Annotated in this window: 24 protein-coding genes and 1 pseudogene; 6 read left to right on the top strand and 19 right to left on the bottom strand. The window is 66.4% G+C overall.

Features of this window, described 5'->3' with window-relative positions; all coding sequences use genetic code 11:
• Positions 1 to 5 precede the first annotated feature (5 nt).
• The gene (locus NL241_RS14160) at positions 6 to 983 is read right to left on the bottom strand and encodes a bifunctional riboflavin kinase/FAD synthetase (RefSeq protein ID WP_494397868.1); all 978 of its coding nucleotides are present in this window, start codon (positions 981 to 983) and stop codon (positions 6 to 8) included.
• A gap of 128 nt (positions 984 to 1,111) precedes the next feature.
• Here NL241_RS14160 and mntR point away from each other — a divergent pair, with 128 nt between their 5' ends.
• A complete protein-coding gene (gene mntR, locus NL241_RS14155) occupies positions 1,112 to 1,783 on the top strand; it encodes a manganese-binding transcriptional regulator MntR (RefSeq protein WP_487692730.1) in 672 nt (223 codons plus the stop codon).
• Between the two features lie 83 nt (positions 1,784 to 1,866).
• Here the strand turns inward: mntR and truB are convergent, their stop codons facing one another.
• The 3 genes from truB to pptH are packed head-to-tail and all read right to left on the bottom strand — an operon-like array spanning position 1,867 to position 4,396.
• Positions 1,867 to 2,745: a tRNA pseudouridine(55) synthase TruB gene (gene truB / locus NL241_RS14150; protein ID WP_487692408.1), complete on the bottom strand. Its 879-nt coding sequence runs from the start codon at positions 2,743 to 2,745 to the stop codon at positions 1,867 to 1,869.
• Positions 2,746 to 2,750: 5 nt separating this feature from the next.
• Positions 2,751 to 3,437 carry a 4'-phosphopantetheinyl transferase PptT gene (gene pptT / locus NL241_RS14145; protein WP_487692407.1) on the bottom strand — a complete coding sequence of 229 codons (687 nt, stop codon included), beginning with the start codon at positions 3,435 to 3,437 and terminating at the stop codon, positions 2,751 to 2,753.
• A complete protein-coding gene (gene pptH / locus NL241_RS14140) occupies positions 3,434 to 4,396 on the bottom strand; it encodes an ACP phosphodiesterase PptH (protein ID WP_487692406.1) in 963 nt (320 codons plus the stop codon). Before pptH ends, pptT begins: the two co-directional genes overlap by 4 nt.
• Positions 4,397 to 4,688: 292 nt before the next feature.
• Here pptH and NL241_RS14135 point away from each other — a divergent pair, with 292 nt between their 5' ends.
• From NL241_RS14135 to NL241_RS14125, 3 genes are read left to right on the top strand one after another with little or no spacing between them, the layout of a single operon-like run.
• Positions 4,689 to 5,270: a DUF3558 domain-containing protein gene (locus NL241_RS14135; protein WP_487692405.1), complete on the top strand. Its 582-nt coding sequence runs from the start codon at positions 4,689 to 4,691 to the stop codon at positions 5,268 to 5,270.
• Between the two features lie 37 nt (positions 5,271 to 5,307).
• Entirely contained in the window at positions 5,308 to 6,975 is a 1,668-nt protein-coding gene (locus tag NL241_RS14130; RefSeq protein WP_487692404.1) for a CocE/NonD family hydrolase, read from the top strand.
• Between the two features lie 3 nt (positions 6,976 to 6,978).
• Entirely contained in the window at positions 6,979 to 7,335 is a 357-nt protein-coding gene (locus NL241_RS14125) for an MmcQ/YjbR family DNA-binding protein (protein ID WP_487692403.1), read from the top strand.
• Positions 7,336 to 7,342: 7 nt separating this feature from the next.
• Here NL241_RS14125 and NL241_RS14120 read toward each other — a convergent pair whose 3' ends face one another.
• Together NL241_RS14120 and NL241_RS14115 are read right to left on the bottom strand one after the other, a co-directional pair.
• Positions 7,343 to 7,900, bottom strand: coding sequence for a DUF1802 family protein (locus NL241_RS14120; protein WP_487692402.1), 558 nt, complete (start codon positions 7,898 to 7,900; stop codon positions 7,343 to 7,345).
• Positions 7,897 to 8,169, bottom strand: coding sequence for a DUF2277 domain-containing protein (locus NL241_RS14115; protein ID WP_487692401.1), 273 nt, complete (start codon positions 8,167 to 8,169; stop codon positions 7,897 to 7,899). Before NL241_RS14115 ends, NL241_RS14120 begins: the two co-directional genes overlap by 4 nt.
• A 45-nt stretch (positions 8,170 to 8,214) precedes the next feature.
• Between NL241_RS14115 and NL241_RS14110 the strand changes: the two genes are divergently transcribed.
• Positions 8,215 to 8,967 (top strand): enoyl-CoA hydratase, encoded by a 753-nt coding sequence (locus tag NL241_RS14110; protein WP_494397867.1) that lies wholly within the window; start codon positions 8,215 to 8,217, stop codon positions 8,965 to 8,967.
• Positions 8,968 to 9,083: 116 nt separating this feature from the next.
• On the opposite strand, the gene NL241_RS14105 is transcribed toward NL241_RS14110, so the two are convergent.
• From NL241_RS14105 to NL241_RS14070, 8 genes are all read right to left on the bottom strand, one after another.
• Positions 9,084 to 10,349 (bottom strand): MFS transporter, encoded by a 1,266-nt coding sequence (locus NL241_RS14105; RefSeq protein ID WP_494397866.1) that lies wholly within the window; start codon positions 10,347 to 10,349, stop codon positions 9,084 to 9,086.
• An 11-nt stretch (positions 10,350 to 10,360) separates the two neighbouring features.
• Entirely contained in the window at positions 10,361 to 10,885 is a 525-nt protein-coding gene (locus NL241_RS14100; protein ID WP_494397865.1) for a YbhB/YbcL family Raf kinase inhibitor-like protein, read from the bottom strand.
• A 31-nt stretch (positions 10,886 to 10,916) separates the two neighbouring features.
• Complete coding sequence (locus tag NL241_RS14095) at positions 10,917 to 12,296, bottom strand: aldehyde dehydrogenase family protein (RefSeq protein ID WP_494397864.1); 1,380 nt, start codon at positions 12,294 to 12,296, stop codon at positions 10,917 to 10,919.
• Positions 12,297 to 12,324: 28 nt separating this feature from the next.
• Complete coding sequence (locus tag NL241_RS14090; protein ID WP_494397863.1) at positions 12,325 to 12,621, bottom strand: putative quinol monooxygenase; 297 nt, start codon at positions 12,619 to 12,621, stop codon at positions 12,325 to 12,327.
• Positions 12,621 to 13,292, bottom strand: coding sequence for a type 1 glutamine amidotransferase domain-containing protein (locus NL241_RS14085; protein WP_494397862.1), 672 nt, complete (start codon positions 13,290 to 13,292; stop codon positions 12,621 to 12,623). The genes NL241_RS14090 and NL241_RS14085 overlap by 1 nt, the downstream gene beginning before the upstream one ends.
• Before the next feature lie 68 nt (positions 13,293 to 13,360).
• The gene (locus NL241_RS14080; RefSeq protein ID WP_494397861.1) at positions 13,361 to 13,528 is read right to left on the bottom strand and encodes a hypothetical protein; all 168 of its coding nucleotides are present in this window, start codon (positions 13,526 to 13,528) and stop codon (positions 13,361 to 13,363) included.
• 58 nt (positions 13,529 to 13,586) lie between these two features.
• On the bottom strand, positions 13,587 to 14,657 hold the full coding sequence (locus tag NL241_RS14075; protein ID WP_494397860.1) for an NAD(P)-dependent alcohol dehydrogenase: 1,071 nt from the start codon (positions 14,655 to 14,657) through the stop codon (positions 13,587 to 13,589).
• Positions 14,658 to 14,870: 213 nt separating this feature from the next.
• A complete protein-coding gene (locus NL241_RS14070) occupies positions 14,871 to 16,370 on the bottom strand; it encodes an ATP-binding protein (RefSeq protein ID WP_494397859.1) in 1,500 nt (499 codons plus the stop codon).
• Between the two features lie 168 nt (positions 16,371 to 16,538).
• Between NL241_RS14070 and NL241_RS14065 the strand changes: the two are divergent.
• Positions 16,539 to 16,892, top strand: a pseudogene (locus NL241_RS14065) (VOC family protein); the annotation flags it as partial.
• On the opposite strand, the gene NL241_RS14060 reads toward NL241_RS14065, so the two are convergent.
• The 5 genes from NL241_RS14060 to NL241_RS14040 form a co-directional block, all read right to left on the bottom strand.
• Entirely contained in the window at positions 16,793 to 17,983 is a 1,191-nt protein-coding gene (locus NL241_RS14060; RefSeq protein ID WP_494397858.1) for an AraC family transcriptional regulator, read from the bottom strand. The pseudogene NL241_RS14065 and the gene NL241_RS14060 sit on opposite strands and share 100 nt — an antisense overlap.
• Positions 17,984 to 18,070: 87 nt before the next feature.
• The gene (locus NL241_RS14055) at positions 18,071 to 21,391 is read right to left on the bottom strand and encodes an ATP-binding protein (RefSeq protein ID WP_494397857.1); all 3,321 of its coding nucleotides are present in this window, start codon (positions 21,389 to 21,391) and stop codon (positions 18,071 to 18,073) included.
• Positions 21,392 to 21,407: 16 nt separating this feature from the next.
• Complete coding sequence (locus NL241_RS14050) at positions 21,408 to 22,631, bottom strand: C45 family autoproteolytic acyltransferase/hydrolase (protein WP_494397856.1); 1,224 nt, start codon at positions 22,629 to 22,631, stop codon at positions 21,408 to 21,410.
• Positions 22,628 to 23,425, bottom strand: a complete 798-nt coding sequence (locus tag NL241_RS14045) for a polysaccharide deacetylase family protein (RefSeq protein WP_494397855.1) — start codon at positions 23,423 to 23,425, stop codon at positions 22,628 to 22,630. The genes NL241_RS14050 and NL241_RS14045 overlap by 4 nt, the downstream gene beginning before the upstream one ends.
• Positions 23,422 to 24,213 carry an SDR family NAD(P)-dependent oxidoreductase gene (locus NL241_RS14040; RefSeq protein WP_494398309.1) on the bottom strand — a complete coding sequence of 264 codons (792 nt, stop codon included), beginning with the start codon at positions 24,211 to 24,213 and terminating at the stop codon, positions 23,422 to 23,424. Before NL241_RS14040 ends, NL241_RS14045 begins: the two co-directional genes overlap by 4 nt.
• Between the last annotated feature and the right edge of the window lie 3 nt (positions 24,214 to 24,216).

The following is a 24,216-nucleotide window of genomic DNA, read 5'->3' as shown; positions in this document are numbered from 1 at the left end:
TGCCCTCAGAAAGAATCGCGAAGTATCGCCCGGGCCTTGTCGACATCACGTTCCATGGCCTTCACCAGATCCTCGACCTGGTCGAACTTCTCCTGACCCCGGATCCGCGACACGAAGTCCACCGCCACATGCTGGCCGTACAGGTCGGCCGCCGTATCGAGGACAAACGCCTCGACGGTGCGGGTGCGCCCGGAGAACGTCGGGTTGGTGCCCACCGACACCGCCGCTTCGTACCGCTCTCCCGGGATGACGGTGCCCATCACCGGGCCGTGTCCCAGCACCGTGAACCACGCCGCGTACACACCGTCGGCCGGGATGGCCGAATACATCGGCGGTGCCACATTGGCCGTCGGGAAACCGAGCACCTTGCCGCGCCCGTCGCCGCGGACCACCACACCCTCGACCCGATGCGGACGACCCAGCGCCTCCGCCGCAGCCACCACATCTCCGGCGTCCACACACGACCGGATGTAGGTCGACGAGAACGTCACGGTTTCGGTGGAGTGCTGCTCGGCGACCAGCGACATGGCCTCGACGGCGAACCCGAGCCGCTCCCCGGTCTTGCGCAACTGGTTCACATCACCGGCGGCCTTCTTACCGAAGGTGAAGTTCTCCCCCACCACGACCTCCACCACGTGCAGCCGTTCGACCAACAGTTCGTGGATGTAGCGCTCAGGGGTGAGCTTCATGAAATCGGTGGTGAACGGCATCACCAGGAACACGTCGATGCCGAGTTGCTCGGCCAGCTCGGCACGCCGGGTCAGCGTGGTCAGCTGCGCGGGATGGCTGCCGGGAAACACCACTTCCATCGGATGCGGGTCGAATGTCATCAACACCGCTGGGATGCCGCGCGACCGCGCCGCCTTGACCGCGCGGGCGATCAGCTCCGCATGGCCGCGGTGCACACCGTCAAACACGCCGATGGTGAGTACGCACCTGCCCCAGTCCGAGGGAATTTCGTCTTGTCCCCGCCACCGCTGCACGCGCCCAAGCCTACGGCCCCAGAGATTCATTAGCGTCTCTAGATCCCCGGATGAGGTGACGATTGCCTAAACTTTCAGGTGTGACGCCAGATGTAAGCCCTGAGGTAGGCGACCTCCGCGATTTGTCCATGGTCGCCCAGGACTACCTCAAGACCATCTGGACGGCGCAGGAATGGTCACATGAGAAGGTCAGCACGAAGATGCTGGCCGAACGAATCGGTGTTTCGGCCAGCACGGCGTCGGAGTCCATCCGCAAGCTCGCCGACCAAGGCCTGGTGGATCACGAGAAGTACGGCGCGGTCACCTTGACCGAGCGAGGCCGGCGCGCGGCGGTGTCGGTGGTGCGCCGCCACCGGCTGCTGGAGACCTTCTTGGTCAGCGAGCTCGGGTATTCGTGGGACGAGGTACACGACGAGGCCGAGGTTCTGGAGCACGCGGTCTCGGATCTGATGATGGCCCGGATCGACGCCAAGCTCGGCTACCCGCAACGTGACCCGCACGGTGACCCGATTCCCGATCTCGACGGCCAGGTGCCGACACCGCCGGCTCAGCCACTCTCGGAATGCAACGACGGCGATCACGGGGCGGTGGCCAGGATCAGCGACGCCGATCCCGAGATGCTGCGCTACTTCGATGACGTCGGCATCGCGCTCGATTCACACGTGACGGTGCTGGCCCGCCGCGATTTCGCCGGCACAGTGTCGGTCTCCATCGGCGAGGACCACGATGACGGCGCCAGGACCGTGGAGCTCGGTAACCCTGCCGCCCAGTCGATCTTCATCGTGCCCTGCAACGGTTAGAGCGTCGACGGCCGGAGTCTGAGGCTGCGCGGGGGTTCCCCCAGCGAAGCGAGGGGGCGTACGAGCAGTCGACAGAGCTCCGGTCACAAAGTAGACGGCCGGATCACCACCACCGACTTGGTGCGACGGCCACTGTCCTCGAGCAGCGCCATCACCCGCCCGTCGGGGGCCACGGCGGCGTAGATGCCGTCGATTCCCGCTGCCGGCAGGGGTTTTCCGTGACTCACCGCCACCGCGTCGTCCTCGCTGAGCTCGTACCGGGGGAACGCCTGCAGACACGCCTGGTCCAGGGTGTAGCTCAGCTGAGGTTGTTCGGCCAGCGCTTCCAGGGTGTGCGCCTGGTTGAGGCCGAACCCGCCGACCCTGGTGCGGCGCAAGGCGGTCAGATGCCCACCCACCTCCAGCGCGGCTCCCACATCGCGGGCCAGCGCCCGGATGTAGGTGCCCGACGAACAGTCCACCAGGACGTCGACATCAACCAGGCCCGGCGTGCGGCGGATCGCCAGCACGTCGAACCGTTCGATGCGGACACTGCGCGCGGCCAGCACGGGCGTCTCACCTTCACGCGCCAACTGGTAGGCCCGCTTGCCGGCGACCTTGATGGCACTGACCGCCGACGGCACCTGCTCGATCTGGCCGCGGAGCGCTCCGGCGGCGGCCTCGATCTGCTCGTCGCTGACCTGATCAGCCGAAAGCTGCTGCAGCAGTTCACCTTCGGCGTCATCGGTGGTGGTCGACTGGCCCAGGCGGATGGTGCCGAGGTAGGTCTTCGAGGTACCGGCGATCAAGCCCAGGATCTTGGTGGCCCGCTCGACACCGATCACCAGCACCCCGGTGGCCATCGGGTCCAGCGTGCCGGCGTGACCCACTTTGCGGGTGCCGAAGATGCGGCGGCACCGGCCGACCACGTCATGGCTGGTCATCCCGTCCGGTTTGTCGACCACAACGATTCCGGGTTGCACGTCTTTCACAGGACGATCGCCGTCAGCGCCAGCCCGTCGGCTACCGACCACCGGCCGCTCAGGGTGGTCAGGGGCGGGCCGAACTCCGCGGCCGGGTCGATCAGGATCTTCGACTCGAACGTGCCGGTGGCGCCGGCGCCGTCACCGCCGCCGTCGACGCTGAAGGAGATGTGTGCGTCTTCGAACCCCAGCCAGCGGTGCGTCAGCGGGAACCATGCCTTGTAGGTGGCCTCCTTGGCGCAGAACAGGATTCGATCCCAATGCAGCCCGTCGGGCAGCTCAGCGATCTCGGCGCGTTCGACAGGCAGGCTGACGGCGCCGAGCACACCGTCGGGCAGCACATCATGGGGTTCGGCGTCGATTCCGATCGAGCGCACGTGCGTTCGGTGCGCCACCACCGCGCCGCGGTAACCCGCGCAGTGCGTCAGGCTGCCCACCACCCCGGCCGGCCAGCACGGTTCCCCCTTGTCGCCCTTGAGGATCGGCACCGCCGGCTCCCCCAGCTCAGCGAGCGCCAACCGCGCGCAGTGCCGCACCGTGACGAACTCGTTGCGCCGCTTGGCCACGGACTTGGCCACCAACGGCGCCTCTTCGGGTAACGGCTCCAGATCCGGCGGGTCGGAGTACACCTCGGCCGAGCGGACGGAATCGGGTACCGCGACGTCGAGAACGGCGTCCAGGAGCTTGGTCATGACCGCCTGCTGCGAAGCCGCTGCCGGAACTGCTCGGACTGTGCCCTCATCTCCGGGGTGATGACGAAGTGCCCGCCGAAATCATTGAGATAACCCGGTGCGTACCGCGGGTCCGGCAGGATCTGGCGCAGCCAGCGATAGGGCTTGCGGCGCCGCCATTCCCGCGGATAACCCACCGACACCTCTTCGAAGCGCACATCGTCATACCAGGTGGTGCGCGGGATGTGCAGATGGCCGTACACCGAGCACACTGCGTTGTAGCGGGTGTGCCAATCCTTGGTCTCCACGGTGCCGCACCACAGCGAGAACTCCGGGTAGAACAGCACATCGCAGGGTTCGCGCACCAGCGGGAAGTGGTTCACCAAGACCGTCGGAGTCATCCAGTCCAGGTCTTCCAGGCGTTTCCTGGTGTGGGCCAACCTGTCTCGGCACCACGCGTCCTTGGTGGCATACGGTTCGCTGGACAGTAGGAACTCGTCGGTGGCCACCACGTTGTTCTCCTTGGCGATGGCCAGGCCTTCACTCTTGGTGGCCGCACCCGCCGGCAGGAACGTGTAGTCGTACAACAGGAACATCGGCACGATGGTGGCCGCGCCGCCTTCGCCGGTCCACACCGGATACGGGTGTTCGGGAGTCACGATGCCCATCTCGTCGCACATCGTGACCAGATAGTCATACCGCGACCGGCCGAACACCTGCATGGGGTCTTTGCCGGTGGTCCACAGCTCGTGGTTGCCGGGCACCCAGATGACCTTTGCGAAGCGTTTTCGAAGCAGATCGAGTGACCAGCGGATCTCGTCGGTGCGCTCGGCGACGTCGCCGGCGACGATCAGCCAGTCGTCGGGAGTCGACGGGTACAGCGACTCCGTCACCGGCTTGTTGCCGGTATGTCCGATATGCAGATCGCTGATCGCCCAGAGGGTCGGCCGGGTGCGGCTCTGCGGTTCATGGGTCGCCACAACACGTCAGCCTAGTTATCGCGGGGCCGGCCCTCTCTCCCCGGGCTCGTCCCTCGCCCGCATCGTCGACCGTCCCGGTTATCGCGGGGCCGGCCCTCACTCCCCGGGCTCGTCCCTCGCCCGCATCGTCGACCGTCCCGGTTATCGCGGGGCCGGCCCTCTCTCCCCGGGCTCGTCCCTCGCCCGACCTACTGAAGTAAGGTCACCACCTCGCAGCGCGAAACTAGAACAGGTTCTCATAGCGACTTGTAGACTCCGCCAGGGAACGGTCGCCGGACACGAAGGGGTGTTGATGCTCACCAGGATGCGGTTGCTCGCAGCGCTGGGAGCGGTGCTGGCGGCCGTGGTCGTGATGGTGCAGTCACCGTCGCCGGCGCCCATGTCTCCGCAGGTCGAACTCCGTGGCACCGGAGCGCCACTGCCGCTGGCCACCACCACCATCAAATGGCCCGTGCTCGAGACCACCGATCCGTCGCCGTTCGATCCGTGCCGCGACCTGCCCATCGACGTCATCAACAACATCGGCCTCGGCTTCACCCCGCCCGAGGTCGAGACCATCAACCGGTGCAAGCTCGACGCCGGGAACTACCAGATGGCCGTCGAAGCGGTGGTGTGGCGCAGCTTCGAACAGACACTGCCCCCGGATGCGGTGGAATTCGACATCGCCGGCCACCGCGCCGCGCAGTACTGGATCATGAAGCCCACCGACTGGAACAACCGCTGGTGGTTCACCTGCATGGTCGCCTTCAAGACCAGCTACGGCCTGATCCAGCAGTCACTGTTCTACTCCCCCATCTACTCCGAACCCGATGTCGATTGCATGGCGGAGAACCTACGACGCGCCAACGAACTGGCACCGCACTACATCTACTGACAGCACACTCCACTGAGCTCTCGCTAGCCTGGGCCCCGTGACAGCGATCTCTGACCGCACCACGCCCGCGCCGCTTCGGAAGAAGGCCGCCCGCACCGCGGGCACAGTTGTGAGCCGGCTGACGGGCACCCCGGCACCGACCACCACGTTCCAGGTGCACCGCCGCGTGCGGATTCCGATGCGCGATGGTGTGGAGCTACTGGCCGATCACTACTGGCCCGACGGCGACGCCCCCGTGGGCACCCTGCTGGTGCGGGGCCCGTACGGCCGGCGCTGGCCGTTCTCGGCGATGTACGCGAGCGTGTACGCCGCGCGCGGCTATCACGTGATCCTGCAGAGTGTGCGCGGCACCTTCGGTTCCGGTGGCGACTTCGATCCCACCGTCAACGAAGCGGCCGACGGCGCCGACACCGCCGCCTGGCTACGCGACCAGCCGTGGTTCACCGGATCGTTCGGCACCGTCGGGTTGTCCTATCTCGGCGCCACGCAGTGGGCGTTGCTGCAGGATCCGCCGCCGGAACTGGCGGCCGCCGTCATCATCGTCGGACCACACGATTTTGCGGCCACCACCTGGGGCACCGGCTCCTTCTCGGTCAACGACTTCCTGGGCTGGAGCAACATGGTGGCCCACCAGGAGGATCCCGGCAAGCTGCGCGCGCTGCTGCGCCAACTCAACTCCAGACGCGTCGTCGCGCGAGCGGCTGCCGATCTGCCGGTTGGCGCCGCAGGACGCCGGCTCCTCGGCGCAGGGGCCCCGTGGTGGGAATCGTGGGTCGGCCACCCCGACACGGCCGACCCGTTCTGGGATCGCTACCGCTTCCCGCGCGCACTCGAACAGTCCCATGTACCGGTACTGCTGATCGGCGGCTGGCAGGACCTCTTTCTCGAGCAGACCCTCGAGCAGTACCGCGCGTTGCGTGACCGCGACGTGGACGTGGCGCTGACCATCGGCCCGTGGACCCATTCGCACATGATGGGCAAAGCTGCTCCGACCGTCTTGCGGGAATCGCTGCGATGGCTGGGCCGGCACGTCGCCGGGCAGTCGGCGCCCCCTCGCAGCCGGGTACGTGCGTCGGTGACGGGTGGCGGCGGTTGGCTGGAGCTGGCGGACTGGCCGCCGGTGACCACCGAAACCGCGTTGCATCTGGGCGAGTCGGGACGGCTGACCGACAGCCCTGCCCCGGGAGCCACCAGCTCGACGTTCGTCTTCGATCCTCATGATCCGACGCCGACGGTCGGTGGGCGGCTGTTGTCGCCGAGCAGCGGCCGCCGCCGCGATGACCGGTTGGCCCGCCGCGGCGACGTACTGAGCTTCACCACCGACGCGCTGCCGACGGATCTGCATGTGTACGGCACGCCCGCGGTGGTACTGGCACACCACGCCGAGCCTGCGCATGCCGACCTGTTCGTCCGGATCAGCGAGGTGGATGCCAGGGGTCGCTCACGCAATGTCAGCGACGGGTACCTGCGGCTTCGGCCCGGCCGTGACGCGGGGCCGCAGCGAGTGGAGCTCGATGCGATCGCGCATCGCTTCGCGGCCGGTTCGCGAATCCGGCTGCTCATCGCCGGGGGCTCTTTTCCGCGGTTCGCGCGCAATCTCGGGACCGGTGAGTCCGTACTCGACGGCGCCCGCGCGGTGGCCGCCACCCACGTGATCACCCACGCCGGATCGCAGCTGCTGCTGCCGGTGGGCCGGCCGGACTGACCGATGCCGACCTACTGCGGCATCGACGATTTCGTCGAGTTGATCGATCAGCTGGACGAGGTGGTGCGGACGGACTTCCAGCACCACACGAAGTTCCAGGTGTCATCGAGGACTCTCGGATACCTGTGGCCGGAGACCAGCACGGTGGGGTTGCGACAGACGATCGCCGAACAGCTCGCGCTCGTCGCGGAACGGCCGTCGGTGTTCGAGGTGCAATTCACCTCCGGCGATTTCGGCTGGGTGGTGGTGCACCTCGAACGGATCACGCGGGACGAGCTTGCCGAGCTGACGTTCGAGGCCTGGCGGCTCACCGCGTCGGAGACGTTGGTGGCAGCCCGCGCGGACCGGCTGCCGACCTGACCGAGACCTAACCCACCGCGGCGCGGACGCGTTCAGCGATCGCGGCCAGCTCATCGTCGTCGTGCACCGGCTCCTCCTGGTGGGCCGCCGGTGGCAGCGTCACCCAGCTGGTGCAGCCGCCGTACTCCGGAACGCGCGGCAGCCGCACCGGCGCGACCAACGGAAACACTTGCGCCACAAGGATTGTCAACCGATGTTTGGGCCGGAAGTCCACTCGGTCGGCGCGTACCGACGTGTTAGTCCAAATATGCAGATCGGCGATCTCGTCCAGGCGATCCGGAGTCTCGACCTGAACCGCTTCGAAGACTCTCGCCGCGCCACGCACGGTCACCTGGTCTTCGGTGCTGTCGGCCGCGGCGGGATCCAACAAATCGCGGTGCTCGGGGCGGACACGTTCGGCGTGGCTGTGCGCCACCGTCGGAAACAGCAGGAACTCCTGCGCGGCGACGGTGAACCGTTTCTCGTGGATCCCGCCTTTGCGCAACAGAATCGTCTGGCGGCCGTCGAGCAGGGCACGAATGGCCGCCGCCCATTCCTTGAGGCCGTCGGTGAGGTCGGCGTTCACCTGGCCCTGGCCGCTATGCGGGCCTGCACTTCCGGGCGGCGCAACGGTGGAACCGTCTTCGGTGGCTGCCGCCGCGCCGGCAGGGAGTCCAGCAACCGGGTGGTGGTGGCCGTGACTTCGGCGACCGCCGCCTCGAAGGCCTCGACGTTGGCCTCCGACGGGCGGGTGATGCCGCTGACCTTGCGCACATACTGGCGGGCCGCCGCTTCGACTTCCTCGGGTGTGGCCGCGGGTTCGAGCCCGCGAAGCTCGGTGATGTTCCGGCACATGCCATCCACGATAGGTGCGATTCTGCTCACCGCTACGGTGAAGCGATGACTGACGTCTTGCTGATCGATACCGCAGACCGGGTGCGCACCCTGACGTTGAACCGCCCGCAGGCCCGCAATGCGCTGTCCTCGCAGTTGCGGCGCGAATTCTTCGGCGCCCTGGCCGACGCGGAAGCCGACGAGGCCGTCGACGTCGTGATCGTCACCGGCGCCGATCCGGTGTTCTGTGCCGGGCTGGACCTCAAAGAGCTCGGTGACACCACCGAACTGCCCGACATCTCGCCGAAGTGGCCGGCGATGCGCAAGCCGGTGATCGGGGCCATCAACGGCGCGGCGGTCACCGGTGGCCTGGAGCTGGCGCTGTACTGCGACATCCTGATCGCCTCCGATCAGGCGCGCTTCGCCGACACCCACGCCCGGGTGGGACTGCTGCCGACGTGGGGGCTGAGCGTACGACTGCCGCAGAAGGTCGGCGTGGGGTTGGCGCGTCGGATGAGCTTGACCGGCGACTACCTGTCTGCCGCGGACGCGCTGCGCGCTGGGCTGGTCACCGAGGTGGTGCCGCACGCCCAGCTGTTGGATGCCGCGCGTGCGGTGGCAGCTTCGATCGTCGGCAACAACCAGCAGGCCGTGCGGGCCCTGTTGCACTCCTACCACCGGATCGACGGCGCGCAGACCGACGGCGCGCTGTGGATCGAGGCGGAGTCGGCACGGGCCTGGATGCGTTCGACGACCGGCGACGATATCGCCGCCAGCCGCAACGCTGTGATCGAACGCGGCCGCACCCAGGTGCGCTGATCCCATTCAGCGCGAGCGCTCGTGTCCGTACAGCGACACTCCGGCTCCGGCGTACAAACGCGAGCGCTCGCGGGATCCCAGGCAGACCTACACTCCCTTCAGACCTCCCGCCCCTTTCATCCGGGCACTCGTTTGGCCGAGGAGGGGCTCAGCGTCGGCGACGGCGGGGCGAACCGTGGCACGGTGACGACGAACAACGCCAACCCCGCAACGGTGAGCAGAACCCCTGCCCAAGCCGTGGAGAGGGTGCCGAAACCGGCGGCCAGGGTCACCGAGCCACCTACTGCGCCAAGTGCGTTCGCGAGATTCAGCGAGGCCAGGTTCAGAGAACCCATCAGCGTCGGAGCCTCCGGCGCATAGTCGGTCAGCAGTACCTGGATGGTGGGGATCGCGAACATCGACATGGTGCCCACTCCGAACAAGCCGATGAAGAGGATGACGAGGTTGGCTCCTCCCACCGCGACCACGACCGAGAACGCGATGGTTCCGAGGTATCCCACCACGAGTCCTCTGTATTCGTGGCGATCAGCCATCGCGCCACCCAGTTGGTTGCCAACGGCCATCCCGATGCCGAAGACGGCCAACGCGACCGGAATCAGGGCCGGGCCGGCGCCGACGGCATCGGTGATGAAGGGCCCGATGAACGTGTAAACGGCGAAGATGCTGGAGATGCCCAGGGCGGCGATACCCGCAACGGCCCACACCATGGGTCGCCGCAGAGCGCTCAGTTCGCCGATGATGGATCCACCATCGAGCTGTCTCGTGCGGGGAACCCACAGAAGCAACGCCAGACCGGCCGCCAGTCCGAGCACCGCAACGGTCAGATAGAGCGCCTGCCATCCGTACCGCTGACCGATGAAGGTCCCTGCGGGTGAGCCGACGATGGTGGCGACCGTGAGCCCGGTCATGACAGTGGCAAAGGCCTTGCCCCCGCGCCCCGGGCCGTAGGCATGCGCGGCGACCACCGCCCCCGCCCCGAAGTACGCGCCCTGGACGGTGCCGGTGATGAAACGTGCGACGATCAGCATGCCGATGCTCTGTGACAGTGCCGAGGCGATATTGCCGACGACGAACAGCGCGACCAACGCCAACAGCAGAGTCTTGCGGTTCAGCCGAGCGGCAGCGACAGTGATCACCGGCGAACCGAGCATGACGCCAACGGCGTAAGCCGTTACCGCATAGGTGGTTACGGGAAGAGAGACGCCCAAATCGTCCGACAGTAGCGAGATGATGCCGTTCGAACCGAACTCGCCGGTGCCGATGGCGAAGGTGCCCAGGGCAAGCGCGAAGAGGGTGAGCTTGACATTCGGGCGGCTGCGATCGGTGTCGGTGCAGCGCGCTTCCTCGGCGGCGCACTGCGCAGCGTAGGCATGCTGGTGCATCTGCGTTACCGTCAGCGCTCGTGCGTTCCGCAGATGACGGCTCGCGCGATCGCCGCTGTGTAGAGCTGGAAGCCCAGGTACGCCGGCGTGGCATCCGCGGGGACGTTGAGTTCGTCATCCCCGATGGCGTGGACCGCAACGAAGTATCGGTGCACGCCGTGACCCACGGGCGGAGCGGCACCGATGTATCGCCGGTAGCTGGCATCATTGGCCAGCGTGAACGCAGGTGCGGGAAGTGAATTCGGTTCACCTTCGCCGGCTCCCGCGGCCAGGGAAGTCACAGAACCCGGCAGGTTGACCACCGCCCAGTGCCAGAAGCCCGAGCCGGTCGGCGCGTCGGGATCCAGAACGCTGACGGTGAAGCTGCGGGTACGCTCCGGGAAACCCGCCCAACTCAACTGCGGTGACACATCGTGCCCACCGGCCCCCATGATGCCGCCCACCTGATCGATACCCAGAGGCTCCCCGTCGGCAATCGACTCGGAGGTCAGGGAGAACGTGGGTAGTTGCGGCAGAGTGTCGTACGGTGACGCCATCGGTCGGACCTTTCGAGAATGTGAGCAGGATCTAGGCTTTCCAAACGGTCTTCTGATTGCAGAATTCGCGTATGCCGGCGCTGGAGAGTTCCCGGCCGTAGCCGGAGTTCTTGACGCCACCGAACGGCAACTCGGGATAGGAACGCGACATTCCGTTGAGAAACACCATTCCCGCGTCGAGGGTCTTGATGAACCAGTTCTGTTCGTCGGTGTCCTCTGACCACACCGCCGAGCTGAGCCCGAACGGGGTCTGATTGGCGATCCGCGCTGCATCGTCGCGGTCGGTGGCCCGATAGATCGAGGCGACCGGGCCGAAGGTTTCCTCGTGAACGATTCGCATGTCGTCGGTGAGTCCTGCAAGCACCGTCGGGTGGTAGAACCAGCCGGAGCCTCCTCTGGCGGTACCGCCGAGCAACACCTGCGCGCCCTTGGCGACGGCGTCGTCGACGAGCTCTTCGAGGTCTCTGCGGCCGGATTCGGTGGCCAGCGGCCCGACCTCGGTGCCCTCGAGCATGGGATCGCCGATCACCAGTCGACTCATCTTGTCGACGAAGAGTGCCAGGAAGTCGTCATAGATGTCGGCGTGAATGATGAATCGTTTTGCGGCGATGCAGGATTGCGCGTTGTTCGTCATCCGTGCCCGCACCGCGGTGGTGGAGGCGTTGTCCAGGTCGGCGCTGGGCATCACGATGAACGGGTCCGATCCGCCGAGTTCGAGTACGGCTTTCTTGATGTCAGCGGCGGCGGTGGAGGCCACCGAGCGTCCGGCGGGTTCCGAGCCCGTGAGTGTGACCGCAGCGATCCTGGGGTCGGTGACCACCGAGGCCACATCGGCGGCGCCGATGAGGAGGGCGCGGAAGGAACCGGCGGGGAAACCACCACGTTCGAAGAGCGTGTCGAGGTAGAGCGCCGATTGCGGCACGTTCGAGGCGTGTTTGAGCAACCCGGCGTTCCCGGCCATCAGCGCCGGCGCTGCGAATCGGATGACCTGCCACAGCGGGAGATTCCACGGCATCACCGCCAGAACGACTCCCAGCGGCTGCCACACCGTCCAGGCGCGAGAGGCGCCCACCGCTGACGGATCGTCGAGTGTCTCGCCGGTCAGGAACTCTTCGGCGTGATCGGCGTAGAAGTGCATGGCGTGCACGCACTTGCGGACCTCATCGCGTGCTTGCGTGATGGGTTTGCCCATCTCGAGCGTCAGGGTACGTGCGGCCGTCTCCAGGTCCGATTCGAGCGCCTTGCCGCTGGCATGCATCCATTGCCCACGCTGGTCGAAACCGGTGTCGTGTCGCAGCGTGGCGGCAGCAAGGGCCGCCTGGGCGATGTGGCGCTGGACCAACTGGGCATCGTAGGGTTCGTACTCTGCGACGGTTACGCCGGTGGCTGGGTTCACAGAAGCAATGGGCATTCGACGGTCCTCTCGACCAGAAATGCGGTCAGTTCGGTTCTCGGGGCTGCAGGATCTCCACTGCCCTGTCGGTCAGTAACGGCCGGATTCGCCCCAAGACCACCTCGCGGTAATGGGGCGAGTCCAGGTGCGCGTCCAGGGCAGCGTCGTCGCGATAGTGTTCGACCAACACCACATGGGTGGGATCGGCTGTGTCCTGGAGGATTTCGTAACCGTGGCAGCCGGGTTCTGCCAGCGACGGCGCTTTTGCCGCCGCCACCTGGCGGAGCACTTCGGCCAGGTTGGCCTCGGTGGTCCGCCAGTGCGCGACAACCACGACGCTCATCAGATGGCTTTCAGCGCGTCTGCCAGCGCCTCTCCGACAGCAGTGCCCGACTGCGGATTCTGGCCGGTGATCAATCGCCCATCGACGATCACCTTGGAGTGCCAGGGTTCGGTGGCTTCGTAAATCGCGCCTTCCTCACGCAGAGCGGTCTCCAGTTCGAAGGGCACGTCGTCCTTGGCGTAGCCGTCCTCCTCGGCTTTGGAGAACGAGGTCAGCTTGCGGCCACGCACCATGGGCACCCCGTCCACGGTCACGCCGAGGAATGCCGAGGGGCCATGGCACACCGCGGATACGATCAAGCCGGCGTCCCAGGCGCTGGTGACCACCGCTTGCACCTCCGGATTTCCGGTGATGTCGACCATCGGACCGAGTCCGCCCGGGAAGAACACGGCGTCGTAGTCGAGAACATCGACCTCGGAGAGCTTGCGGCTGCGGGACAGTCGCCGGTAGGCCTTCGATTCACGGAAAGCCGGCTGCGTCGGATCGTCACCGTCGAATCCGTCCTCGGGTGGCTTCCCGCCCAGGGGGGAAGCGAATTCGACTGCGATACCTGCCTTGTCGAGCTCCTGCACAGGGTGCGCTATCTCGGGGAAGAAGAAGCCGGTGGGCCTGTTGTTGGGCCCGATGACAGCGGCGTTGGTGGCGACGACGAGGACGTAGGGGACGGTCATGGCGATGCTCCATTCGGTGACTGACGAAAGCGCTGGTGGGTTGTGCAGATGTGAGGACGGCCGGGGTGTCACACAGTCTCGGTGACATCCCGTTGCGCCATTCGGGCGAGCGCGGTGTCGGGGATCTCGCGCCAGCCGTGATCGATGGTCAGGGAGTGTCCCCGTCCGTCGACGTAGTGAAAACCGGTGACAGCGGCGGGTTTGCGGTAGAGCGTGTGGGCCGCCTTCGCGGTCACGAGAGGATGTCGGTCATGGTGGGAAACTCCTCGTCGGCCGTCGGCGAGTCGGGTGATGTCAGTCGAAAACGATGACGGCCCTGCCGACGATGTCGCCCCGGCTGATCGCGTCCAAGGTGTCGTTGACGTCATCGAGCTTGACCGGAACGATGTTGTGTTTGATCTTTCCTTCGCCGGCCAGCACCAGCACCTCCTGCAGATCGTTGTGATTGCCCCAGAAGGATCCGAAATACGATTTCTCGCCTGCGACGAAGGGGAAGAGCGGCAGGTCAACCCGTGTTCCCATCAGCCCGACCTGGGAGAGCGCGCCCTCGGTCGCCAGGATGTCCGCGGCGAGCCCCAACGATTCCGGCGAACCCGCGCAGTCGAGGACCGCATCGACGGTGCGTCTGGTGGTGAGGTCCTCGAGTTCGTCCTGCACCTCTTCGGCGGTCTTGTCGCGAACGTTCACAGTGTGATCAGCACCGTTTTCTTCTGCCACAGTCAGCTTTTCGTCGCTGCGCCCGAAGGCCACCACAGTCGCTCCCCCGCCGAGCAGCTTCGCATACTGAACGCCGTATCCGCCGAGTCCCCCGATTCCCGTCACCACCACGGTGCGGCCGGCGCCGAGCTTGCCGGCGTCGCGAAGCTTCTTCATTCCCCGGTACGGGGTCAGACCCGCGTCGGTGAGCGGGGCCAGGTATTCAGCGCCTGAGTTCGACTGTTCCCCGACGGGGATGACGTGGTCGTAGGGTGCGACCACGTACTCGGCGAAGCCACCGTTCTGCCCGAAGCCCACCATGCGTCCACCGCTGCACAGCTGCTGATTGCCCTCGTGGCACTGCCGGCAGGTACCGTCACCCCAGTGCGCGTCGACCACGACAAGGTCGCCCTCGGCCGGTGCCGCGGAGCGGGGCACGGCGGCACCGAATCCCGCGATGGTGCCGGCGATCTCATGACCTGGAGTGAAGGGCAGGTCCACGGGTAGGCCTGCGGAGAAATAGCCGTCCAAGAGCTGGTAATCGCTGCGGCACATCCCCGTTGCCGCGACCTTGATCAGGACCTCATCAGGCGCGACGTCCGGGACCGGGATCTCGTCGATCTCCAAGGGCTTGTTGAACGCATGGATACGTGCTGCTTTCATCTTCATGGTGCCTCTTCTCGCGCTGACCGTTGACGATTCCTGGGAGGGGTGGGCGTTGATCTGCGTGCCTGCCGCAACGGTAAACGCGGGGTCTTGATCAGCAGTGAATCAATTGTGAACTTGCTGTGAGCGCACCTGCGGGTCAGCCGCGGCGCCGGGCGCCCACACTGTTACCGAGGTCCACGGCGCGCTGACCTTTCATCCCGAAGTCGTTTCGCCTCAAGCGGTTTCGGATCCGGAATGATCTGCGAGGCTGTCGCAGGAAAGCGCAGTGGTCGGCGCAGGCGCCTGCAACGGCAGTGACACCACGAATTCGGTCCGGGCCGGCTCAGAGGTGACGGTGACGCTGCCACAGTGCTTGTCGACGATACGACGCACCAGATCCAGTCCCAGACCCACGTTCTGCTGCGCGGTCTTGGTGGTGAAAAACGGGGTGAAGATGTTGTCGATGATATCCGCCGGGATCACGTCACCGTTGTTGGCGATGGTGACCGCTATTCTCTCGCTGTCGATGCGTGCGGTTCGCAACGTCAACGTGCCAGACCCCCCCATGGCGTCGAGGGCATTGTCGATCAGATTGGTCCAGACCTGGTTGAGGTCACCGGCATAACAGTAGATCGCCGGCAAGCTGCGGTCCCACTCACGGCGAACCGTGATGCGACTGTCCAGGAGACCGCGCGGTGCGCACACCAGCAGCGTGCTGTCCAGGAGTTCGTGCACGTCCACCAGCTGGTAGTCGACACGGTCCATCTGCGAGTACTGCTCGGCACCCGCCAGTAATGTCGAGATGCGCTTGCTGGCCTCGGCGATCTCGTTGAGACCCGCGCTGGTGCGGATGAAGCACCACAACCAGTCGATCGCGCGCTGCAATGCCGCTGCCTGATGGTGCGGTGCGCTGACGTGCCCGACACGGGAGACGAGTTGCTCCAGCCAGTCGACCTCCAGCCCCGACTCGGCGAAAACGGACGCGAAGTCCCACCCGCCATTGACGCCTGTGTTGTCGAACAGGTCGGCCACGGCGTCCTCCCGGTCGGCGATGTCTAGAGGACTGCGCCTCGCCGGTTGTCGGGCGGCCGAGCCGCTTTCGCTGATCGCCTCCTGCACCAACCGAAGCACACCCAAGGCATCCGCCGCGTTCGGCGCCAGAGCCAGATCCTCTACCTGCTGCCGCGTGGTGGCCACACTGTCCCGAAGATCGGCGACCGCCCGACTGATGGCCGCTGCCGGGTTGTTGAGCTGATGAGTCAGCCCGGCGGTGATGGAACCGAGGCCCATCAAACGAAGCCGTTGGCCCAGCAGTTGTTGTTGTCGCATGGCGCCCAGCACATGTCCGCCCAACAAGTGGACGGCGATCGGAAACTGGGTCTGCATGAACTCGGCGAAGTCGGCGGCCGCCATCACGAACAGTCGGGATGGGCGGGTCAACCGCACCGAGACGTCGTAGCGTTGCACCGCGTCGGCGACGTAGGCATTCCATGCACCGCAATACACCCCGCGCTGGGAGGTGCGGTGAGTCTGGATGTCGACACCACCGGACCGACCGGACATCACCAGCTCACCCTCGACCAGGACGTAGAAACAGGCGGCGGGGTCTCCTTCCGTGACGAGTGGACCGGCCGGCAACGTCTCGAATGTCCCCTTGCCCGCCAGGATCTCCAGCTGCGTCTCGGTGAACGCCTCGAACAGAAACAGCGTGCGGAGCTCCTCGGTGTCGCTCATCGACATCATCCTGACAGTGGCGGCAACCCACGTGCGCCTTTCGGACAGATTAATGAAAGTGGCCTCAGCATCCACCGATCCGGGGAGGATCCGACGACCATCGAGTCGAAACACGCTAGCGATCGGAACCGGTCTGCGGTTGGCTGGAAGCAAACATCAGGAGGGCAGATGACACATTCAGAGGCCGCGATCACCGGCGTCCACCATCTTTCGCTGACGGTGACCGATCTGGAGGCCAGTATCGCCTGGTACCAGCGTGTGTTTCGCACGCAACGGTTGGATCTTCAGATCCCCCACTATGGACGCGAAGAGACCGGTTTCAGCGTGTTGCTGCCTGAACCCCGTTCGGGACTGATCTTCGGACTGCACCGCAACACGGGTAACGGTGGCGAGGCGTTCGACGAAGCACGCACCGGACTCGATCATGTGTCATTCGGGGTCGCGGACCGGGCCGAACTCGTCGCGTGGACACAGTGGCTCGACGAGCTCGGAATCGAACACACCGGTGTGGTCGACGAGACGGAGCCCATCGCGTATTCGACCGTGGTGTTTCGAGATCCGGACAACATCCAGCTCGAGTTCATCGCCATGCCGGGACCGGACAACTGAGCCGGCACCGACCTTCGTGCGGCGCCGGGTGTGACCCCGAACCGGCCCCGGAACTCCCGGATGAAATGGGAGACGCTGGTGTAGCCCACTGCTCCCGCTATCTGCGTGACGTCGAGCTCTCCTTCGGTGAGCAGCACCTGCGCCCGCTCCATCCGGACCGCCTTGACGAACTGATAAGGCGACTGATCGGTGAGCGCCCGGAACGAACGGGAGAACGCCGACGGGCTCAGGCACGCGTGAGCGGCGAGCGTGTCGACGGTCAACACCTCCGAGAGATGGGTACGGACGTACTCCACCACCGCCGCGATGGGGTCCTTTTCACGCGCGGCTGACCTCATGTGGCGCTGTTGCAGGCGGGGGTCGCGCTGGAGCAGCCGGTAGACCAACTCGTGAAGGTGTAGCGGCGCCAGCATCCGGCGGTCGTCAACGTCCGACAATGAGTCCAGCAATCGCACGATGGTGCCGATGAGCTCGTGGTCCGGATCGGGCGCTGTTGAGCGGCGATCGGAGCGCACCGGGCCTGCGGCCCGGCGCAGCCCCGCGGCTGTCCTCGACATCAGACTCCGGTCCAGCCCCAGCGTCATTGCCAGCACGGGCTGCGTCGGTGAAGCGCTCACCACGTCGCAGTGCAGGCCCGAAAAGCCGTCGTTCACCAGGAGGCCGAACCGGTCGTGGAGATGCCGCCCGCCGAGCGTCACGCGGGCATCCGGACTCCCGACGACAACGCACAGTGACAGATGGCCGGTCGGCGTCCAGCGCAGACGGGTCGGTCCGCTGAATCGGTAGACCGCCAGGCCCGGCCAGCCTGAATCATTCGCGCCTTCCCGGCGGGCCCGAGCCTCCAGGCCGATACGGAGAATGTCCAGTATCGGCTGACGCCCGCCGTGACCCCACGGTGTGCGCGCACGGAGTTCGAACTGCCCGCGCAGGGAGGTAGGTGCCTCCGGCGACGCGGCGCCGCCGGATCGCAGATCCGCCCCGACGGCCGAGTCACTTGTGTACATGCGTCATCCTCGCTGAGTCGGGGCAGCTTCGAAGGTGACGGTAACGACGAGGTCTTCACGCGTAGTGAAGCTCGAGTGGATTCGCCGTCACTCGGCAGCGGAGGTTCCGCTCGGGGAATGATGTGGCCTCCGGTAGCGCGCTCTGGCATGCAGCGGGGCCACAGCGGCCAGCACGGGGGTTTTCGCCTCGGAATCGAGGCTCTGCAGGAAAGCGTCCGCACGGTGGGCGAACAGGTGCGCCTCGCGGCTGACGGAAAGGTTCCGCGCCGACTCGGCGGCCCGCTTGATCTCGGAAAGCGGTTGGTGTTGCGCGTGGAGCAGGCGCGCGCGCATGAGAAGAATCAGGCCCTCCGAATACCTCTGGCCATACTTGTCCAGAGCATCGTCGGCGAGGTCGAGGGCGGCGGCGGCTTCTTCGAATGCGCCTTCGGACAAGCGGATTTCGGCAAGGAGGCCGTACCAGGTGGCGATGTCCGAGCGCGGCGGATCGAGCAGGTGCTCGGTGATCAGCCGTTGCACCTGCGCTGCCGAGTCACTGCTGTCGCGGCCGGCCATGGCCAGCGCCCACGATCGAGCCAGCCGCTGATACATACCGAAGAAACCGAATGACAGGTCTGGATCGGCGGCAATGCCCTTCTTCGTCACTGCGAGTGCCCAGTCGGCGTCGCCGACGACCGAAGCGATCCGCACCGAATGTGTGGCCCAGACCGTGATCTTGAAAGGGTCCTCACCAGCGATGACTTCGAGCCTGTCGAGCAGATCATGAGCTCCAGCGACATCACCGTGCACCGCGGTCATCTCGGCCAGCAGTCCGAGCGCGGACAGCTGCTGGGCGTACCACACGACGTCGTCCTCGCGCGGCGCGGGAACGATGAGCAGGCTGTGGCTGGCTTCGGACAGATAGCGGTAGGCGTCTCCGATGTTTCCCACAGCTGCTTGCTGAAGACCCCAGGCCTGCAGGCCCAGCGCCCGTACGACGGTGATCCCGGAAGCGTTGCCCTGCTCGAGCAGCCGGCGAGCGATGGTTTCACCGCGGCTGTACTGGGCGCTGTAGGCCAGCGCCATCCAGCGCGAATACAACAGCACCGCGGCTTCCTCGTGCCGGCCGGTGCTGTGCGCCAGGGCTTCAGCGCGTTCCAGCAGCTCCATCGCGGCCACTCCGTGCGGGGAGCTCATTCCCACCACGGTGATGAGTTCCGAGAGCGCAGCGAGTTCCAGCTCCACGAGATTGGCCGTCTGTGCCACTTGAACAGCGGACCGTAGGGCCCGTTCAGCGGTGTCGAGGGCGGTCTTGGCAGCGGCTCGTCGTCCCGCGCGGATCAGAACGGGGATGGTTCGTGTCGGATCGCCGAGCGGCCCGGCCAGCCACAGATGATGGGCGAGGCGCTCCACACCGGAGTCCGCCACCGATTCGTCGTGCAAGGCGTCGGCGATACGAAGGTGCAGCCGCATGGTCCGTTGTGGCGGGATGGTCGCCGATATCGACTCCCGAACCAAGTCATGGACGAAGCGTCGCGAGAACGGGTCGCCGGTCCCGGAGCTGAGCAGGCCGAGTGCCTCGACGGCTTCCAGGTGCCCGAGGCAGGTCTGGATGTCGAGGTGTGCTGCACGAGCGAGCAATCCGAGATCGACGTGTCGGCCGATGAGTGCGGCCAGCTGCAGCAGTTCCTCGGCGGCGGCGTCGAGACCGGATACGAGGTCCAGTACGACATCTCGAACGGTGGAAGGAACCTCGGGCTGACCGGCGAGCGATTCATCGAGTTCACCGTCGCCGGAGAGCAGCCGGGACAATTCCTGAACGAAGAACGGATTGCCGTCCGTGCGCGCGAAGACGCTGCGGACGGTGGCCGCCGAGGGCCGGTGACCGGTCTCCAGCCGGATCAGTTCGGCCACCTCGGACAGGCTGAGCGGGCTGACCGGGAGACGGCGATGGCCGGGCACCCGACTCATCGCGGCCAAGGTCTTCGCCAGCTCACCGTCGGGTGTGGGTGCGCGGTCGCGAAGGGCTGCGAGAATGAGGGCCCCCTTGGGTATTCGTGACACCAGGTACGCCAGGAGGCGCAGCGACGCGGTGTCGGCCCACTGGAGATCGTCGAAGACGAGAATGAGCGGCCGCTGCGCCGCGACCTCGTCCAGAAGCGTGGCCACCTTCTCGAACAGCCGGAACTGTGAAATGTTGTCGGGCTTGGTACGTCCTTCCTGCATCTCGCCCAGTGGTGCGATGAGCACGCCCAGCTCGCCGGCGAACCATTCATCCTTGGCCGCCGGGGCCAGGCGCCTGGACACCGCTTCGACGACCTGGACCCAGGGCCACATCGACGGCGCGTCACCGTCCTGACAATGACTCCAGACCACCAGTGCGCCATCCTGGCACGCCTTCTCGGTGATGTGTTCCAGCAGAGCCGTTTTGCCCACTCCCGGCTCTCCTTCGAGTACAGCGAGTCCGCACTCACCGCCCTGCGCCCGTTTCACGGCCTGCCGGAGCACTGCTAGCTCCTCGGTCCGCCCCACCAGGCGGCGGGCGGGCGCGTCACCCGTCTGCGACGGCGCCGGCACCGGCACCTGTCGCGGCGCCGGCGACACCTCGCCGGCACTGTGCACCGGTGGCCCCAGATCTTGTCTGAGAACACGCTGGTGCGCCTCGGTCAGAGCGTGCCCTGGTTCGATCCCGAGATCTTCGGCGAGTCGGGTGCGCACCACACGGAAGAGCGACAGCGCAGCCGCCTGTTGCCCGTCGGCGCCGAGGGCGGTGACCAGGCCAGCCTGCACGGGCTCGTGGAACGGCGCCATGGCGGCCGCCAACCGGAGCGGCGCCAGCACACACGCGGGCCGGCCCAGGGTGACGGCGAGCTCGGCGGCTGTGGCTGCGGTATCGCAGAATTCGGCGTTCAGCGTGTCGAAAATCGCCCGCGATGCCAGGTCTATACCATCACCGGCGGGCCCCTGCCACAGCGCCAGCGCTTCGACCAGGAGGTCAAGCGCTGCGTCGCTGCGGCGCTCCTCCATCTGTACGGATGCCGAGGCGACGAGTCGGCGGAAATCGCTCAGATCGAGCGAGCCGGGGCCGGCCGCGCACAGATAACCGTTCGCGCGGCGGAGAAGGTAGGAACCGGCTCCACGAGTTCGAAGCGTGGGTTCCAGCAGGCGCCGTAGCGCTCCGATGTACTTGTGGATGACGTTGACCGCGCTCGCCGGCGCCTCGTCGTCCCAGATCAGATCGATCAACTCAGATGTGCTGGTGGGCCGCCCTTCTCGAGCCAGTAGAACAGCAAGCAGGTGGGCCTGCTGTCGGGGGCCGGCGCTCACCTCGACTCCCTCGCGCCATACCCGCAGCGGACCGAGGATCTGGAAACGCAAGCCGGTCCGCGTCGGCTCGGAATCGTGGTAGGCGCCATTGGGTACAGCCATCTCGGTCACTTCCAGATCAGGTCTTGGTTACCGCGGGCGCCCCGCTTCGCACTTCGCGGCCCACGCTCGATACGTCGAGTTCAGCCCGCAGCAATGCCAGCCGGGACGGTTTGTCGAGCAGTCCCTCAAAGCTGAGTCGACGGTATTCGTGGCGGCAGGGGTTGCCGTCGCTGAGGTACAGCGCCCGTTCGTCCAGGTCCATGACCACCGACATCACCGTCGCCCACTGCTCCCAGCGTGGCTCCCGAGGATCGGGATGGCAGCACACTGAAGCCGGGTAGTCGGCATGGTCGGACAGCGCTCGGCGCAGCGATTCCAGCGTCGCGGCTCCGGGGGCGTCGGCGATGCTACGTTGCACCAACTGCAGCCGGACGAGGCTGTCCGCCATGGCGTAGTGCCCCGCATCGCGGGAGTCGGCGACCTCGCGGACGAAATGGTTGGTGTGCACCAGCGCATCTCGCTCCGGCAGGATGGGGGTGACCCCGCGGTAGTCACCGGGTGAGGTCTCCAGGTCGACGGCGATGCCGTCCGCGTGCGCCAGCAGATAATTTCCCGATGAGGACCGCTGGTGGCGGGACGCGATCTGCACCGCGTCCGAGAGCGACTCGCAGTCGGCGAATGCCCGGATCTGTACGTGAAAGGGTATGCCCGGCCCGCCGGTGTCCGCGGAGGTGACCAGAGTGTTGACGGCCACCCCGAGGCCGGCGGAATTGATGATGCTCTTGGCCAGTAACCCGGCCTCGACCACTGTCACGAAGTTCGGCAGATCCGGTTGCTCGACCTCGAGCACGATGAGGCTCTCGAAACTGTGCACCAGCCAGTCCCAGTTCTGGCCGATGAGGGTGTGCCCGTTGGCCGTTCGCGACGGCAGCAGGGCGAAGGCACTGCATTCGCGAGCCAGTGCGGCGCGTTCGGCCTCGGTCTTGCGGACGGTGGCCGCCCACATCACCTCCGTGCGGGCGTTCATGGTGAACACATCGTCGAAGGTGATACCTGCGCCCTCGGCGATGCCGCGCATCTCTTCCAGGTAGTGCGGGAACGCCGTCTGCACCGGCGCCACCAAGGCTGCAGTGGCCGCCACGGCGTGCTCCCACGTCCAGCCGACGGTCCGTTCAAAGGTCTCGACGTAGGCCTGCCTGCAGCGTCGCACCTCCGCGCGCGCCTGTTCACCGTACTGCCGGCCACGCTCGCGCGGTTGGCCGCTGACCCGGATCCGCCGGTACGCCCCGGGCGCCGTCACGATGACCGCTTCCGGAAGTCGGCCGCGATCTCGGCGGCGGTGGCCACCCAGAGCGCGGGGTTCTCGACGGCGGTGACGAGTAGCCTCTCCAGCAGGGGAAGTCGGCCCGGGCGGCCGATGATCTGCGGGTGGAACGTGAAGATGGTGCACCCGCCGATGGCGGTGATGCCGGTGGCCTCCGCCGACATGATTGCCTCGACCTCGGCGTTGGTTGAGATCTTCTTCGTCCAGCTGGCACCGCTGAACCAGAAATGAGCGGCATCGTCGAGAACCCAGTGCACCGGCAACTCGATCACGTCATGGTCGGCATGCCGGTAGGCACGGACGTCGTCCATGAAGTTCGAGCCGTAGTCGAAGCCCTGGGCGGCGACCAGTGCCATGGATTCCTCGCCGAGATCCCACGACGGCGCCCGGTATCCCAGCGGTTCGACACCGAACGCGCGCAGGGCCGCGGCACCGGCTTCGAGTTCCTCGACCTGCTCGTCAACCGTGAGATCTGCTGGCGCCCTGTGGGTATGGCCGTGGTGAGCGAGCTCGTGACCGCCTTCCAGGATCGCCTCGACGGTGTCAGGCGCCCGCTCTGCGACCTTGCCCGGCACGAAGAATGTCGCCTTCACCTCATGGCGGGCCAGCAGCCCGAGTACGGCCGGGACTCCGGCCCGCAGGTCGAAGCCGCCTTGCGAACGCAGAACCGGGCGACGTGCGGACGTGGGTTCATCGACGAGCCACACCTCTTCGGCGTCGACGTCGAAGGTGAAGGCCGCCGAAGGGATGCTGTCCGCCGCCGTGCTCACGACTGGAGGTCCTGCGCAGTGTGCTGGGCGGCGTTCATCCCCGTGGCCAGGCCGCCGTCGACATGATAAGGATGGCCGGTCGAGAACGACGATTCGTCCGAACACAGGAACAGCGCCATGGCGGCAACCTCCTCCGGCCTACCGATCCGTCGCAGCGAGTGGAGATTGGCGGCGCGCTGCCGCGCGGCAGCCGGATCCTCGTGCATCTCGGCCCAATTGGCGACCATCGGCGTTTCGATGTAGCCGGGCACGAGACAGTTTGCGCGGATGTTGTCGGGCCCCACCTCAACGGCCAGCGCCCGCGTCATCGACATGATCGCGCCTTTGGCCGCGGCCTGTACCGCGATGCCGAACTCCGGCATGTAGGCGTAGGTGCCCGACATCAAGACGATCGAACCGCCGCCGAGCGCCCGCATGCGCGGGATCGCGGCCCGCGCGCACAGATAACTGCCGCGAACGTCGACGGAGAAGTGGCGGTCCCATTCCTCGGGCGTGGTGTTCTCCAGGGTGCCTTCGAACATCGCGCCGGCCTGAGCCACCACGGCGTGCGGGCCGCCGAGGTCTTCAGCGGTGACGATCAGTGCCTCGACATCGTCTTCCCGCGAGACGTCGCAGCGCTGTGCGACGGCTTTGCCCCCGCGGTTGACGATCCCGTCGGCAACCGCACCGGCGGTGGCCTCGTCGATGTCACCGAGTACCACGGTGGCGCCTTCGGCGGCCAGCCGCTCCGCAATCGCCCGCCCGTTTCCGCGGCCTGCGCCGGTGACCACTGCAACCTTGCCCTGCATCTG

This window comes from Mycolicibacterium sp. SMGY-1XX (assembly GCF_059132455.1).
The sequence above is the reverse complement of the archived record's forward strand: the minus strand, read 5'-3'. Positions and strand labels throughout refer to the sequence as shown.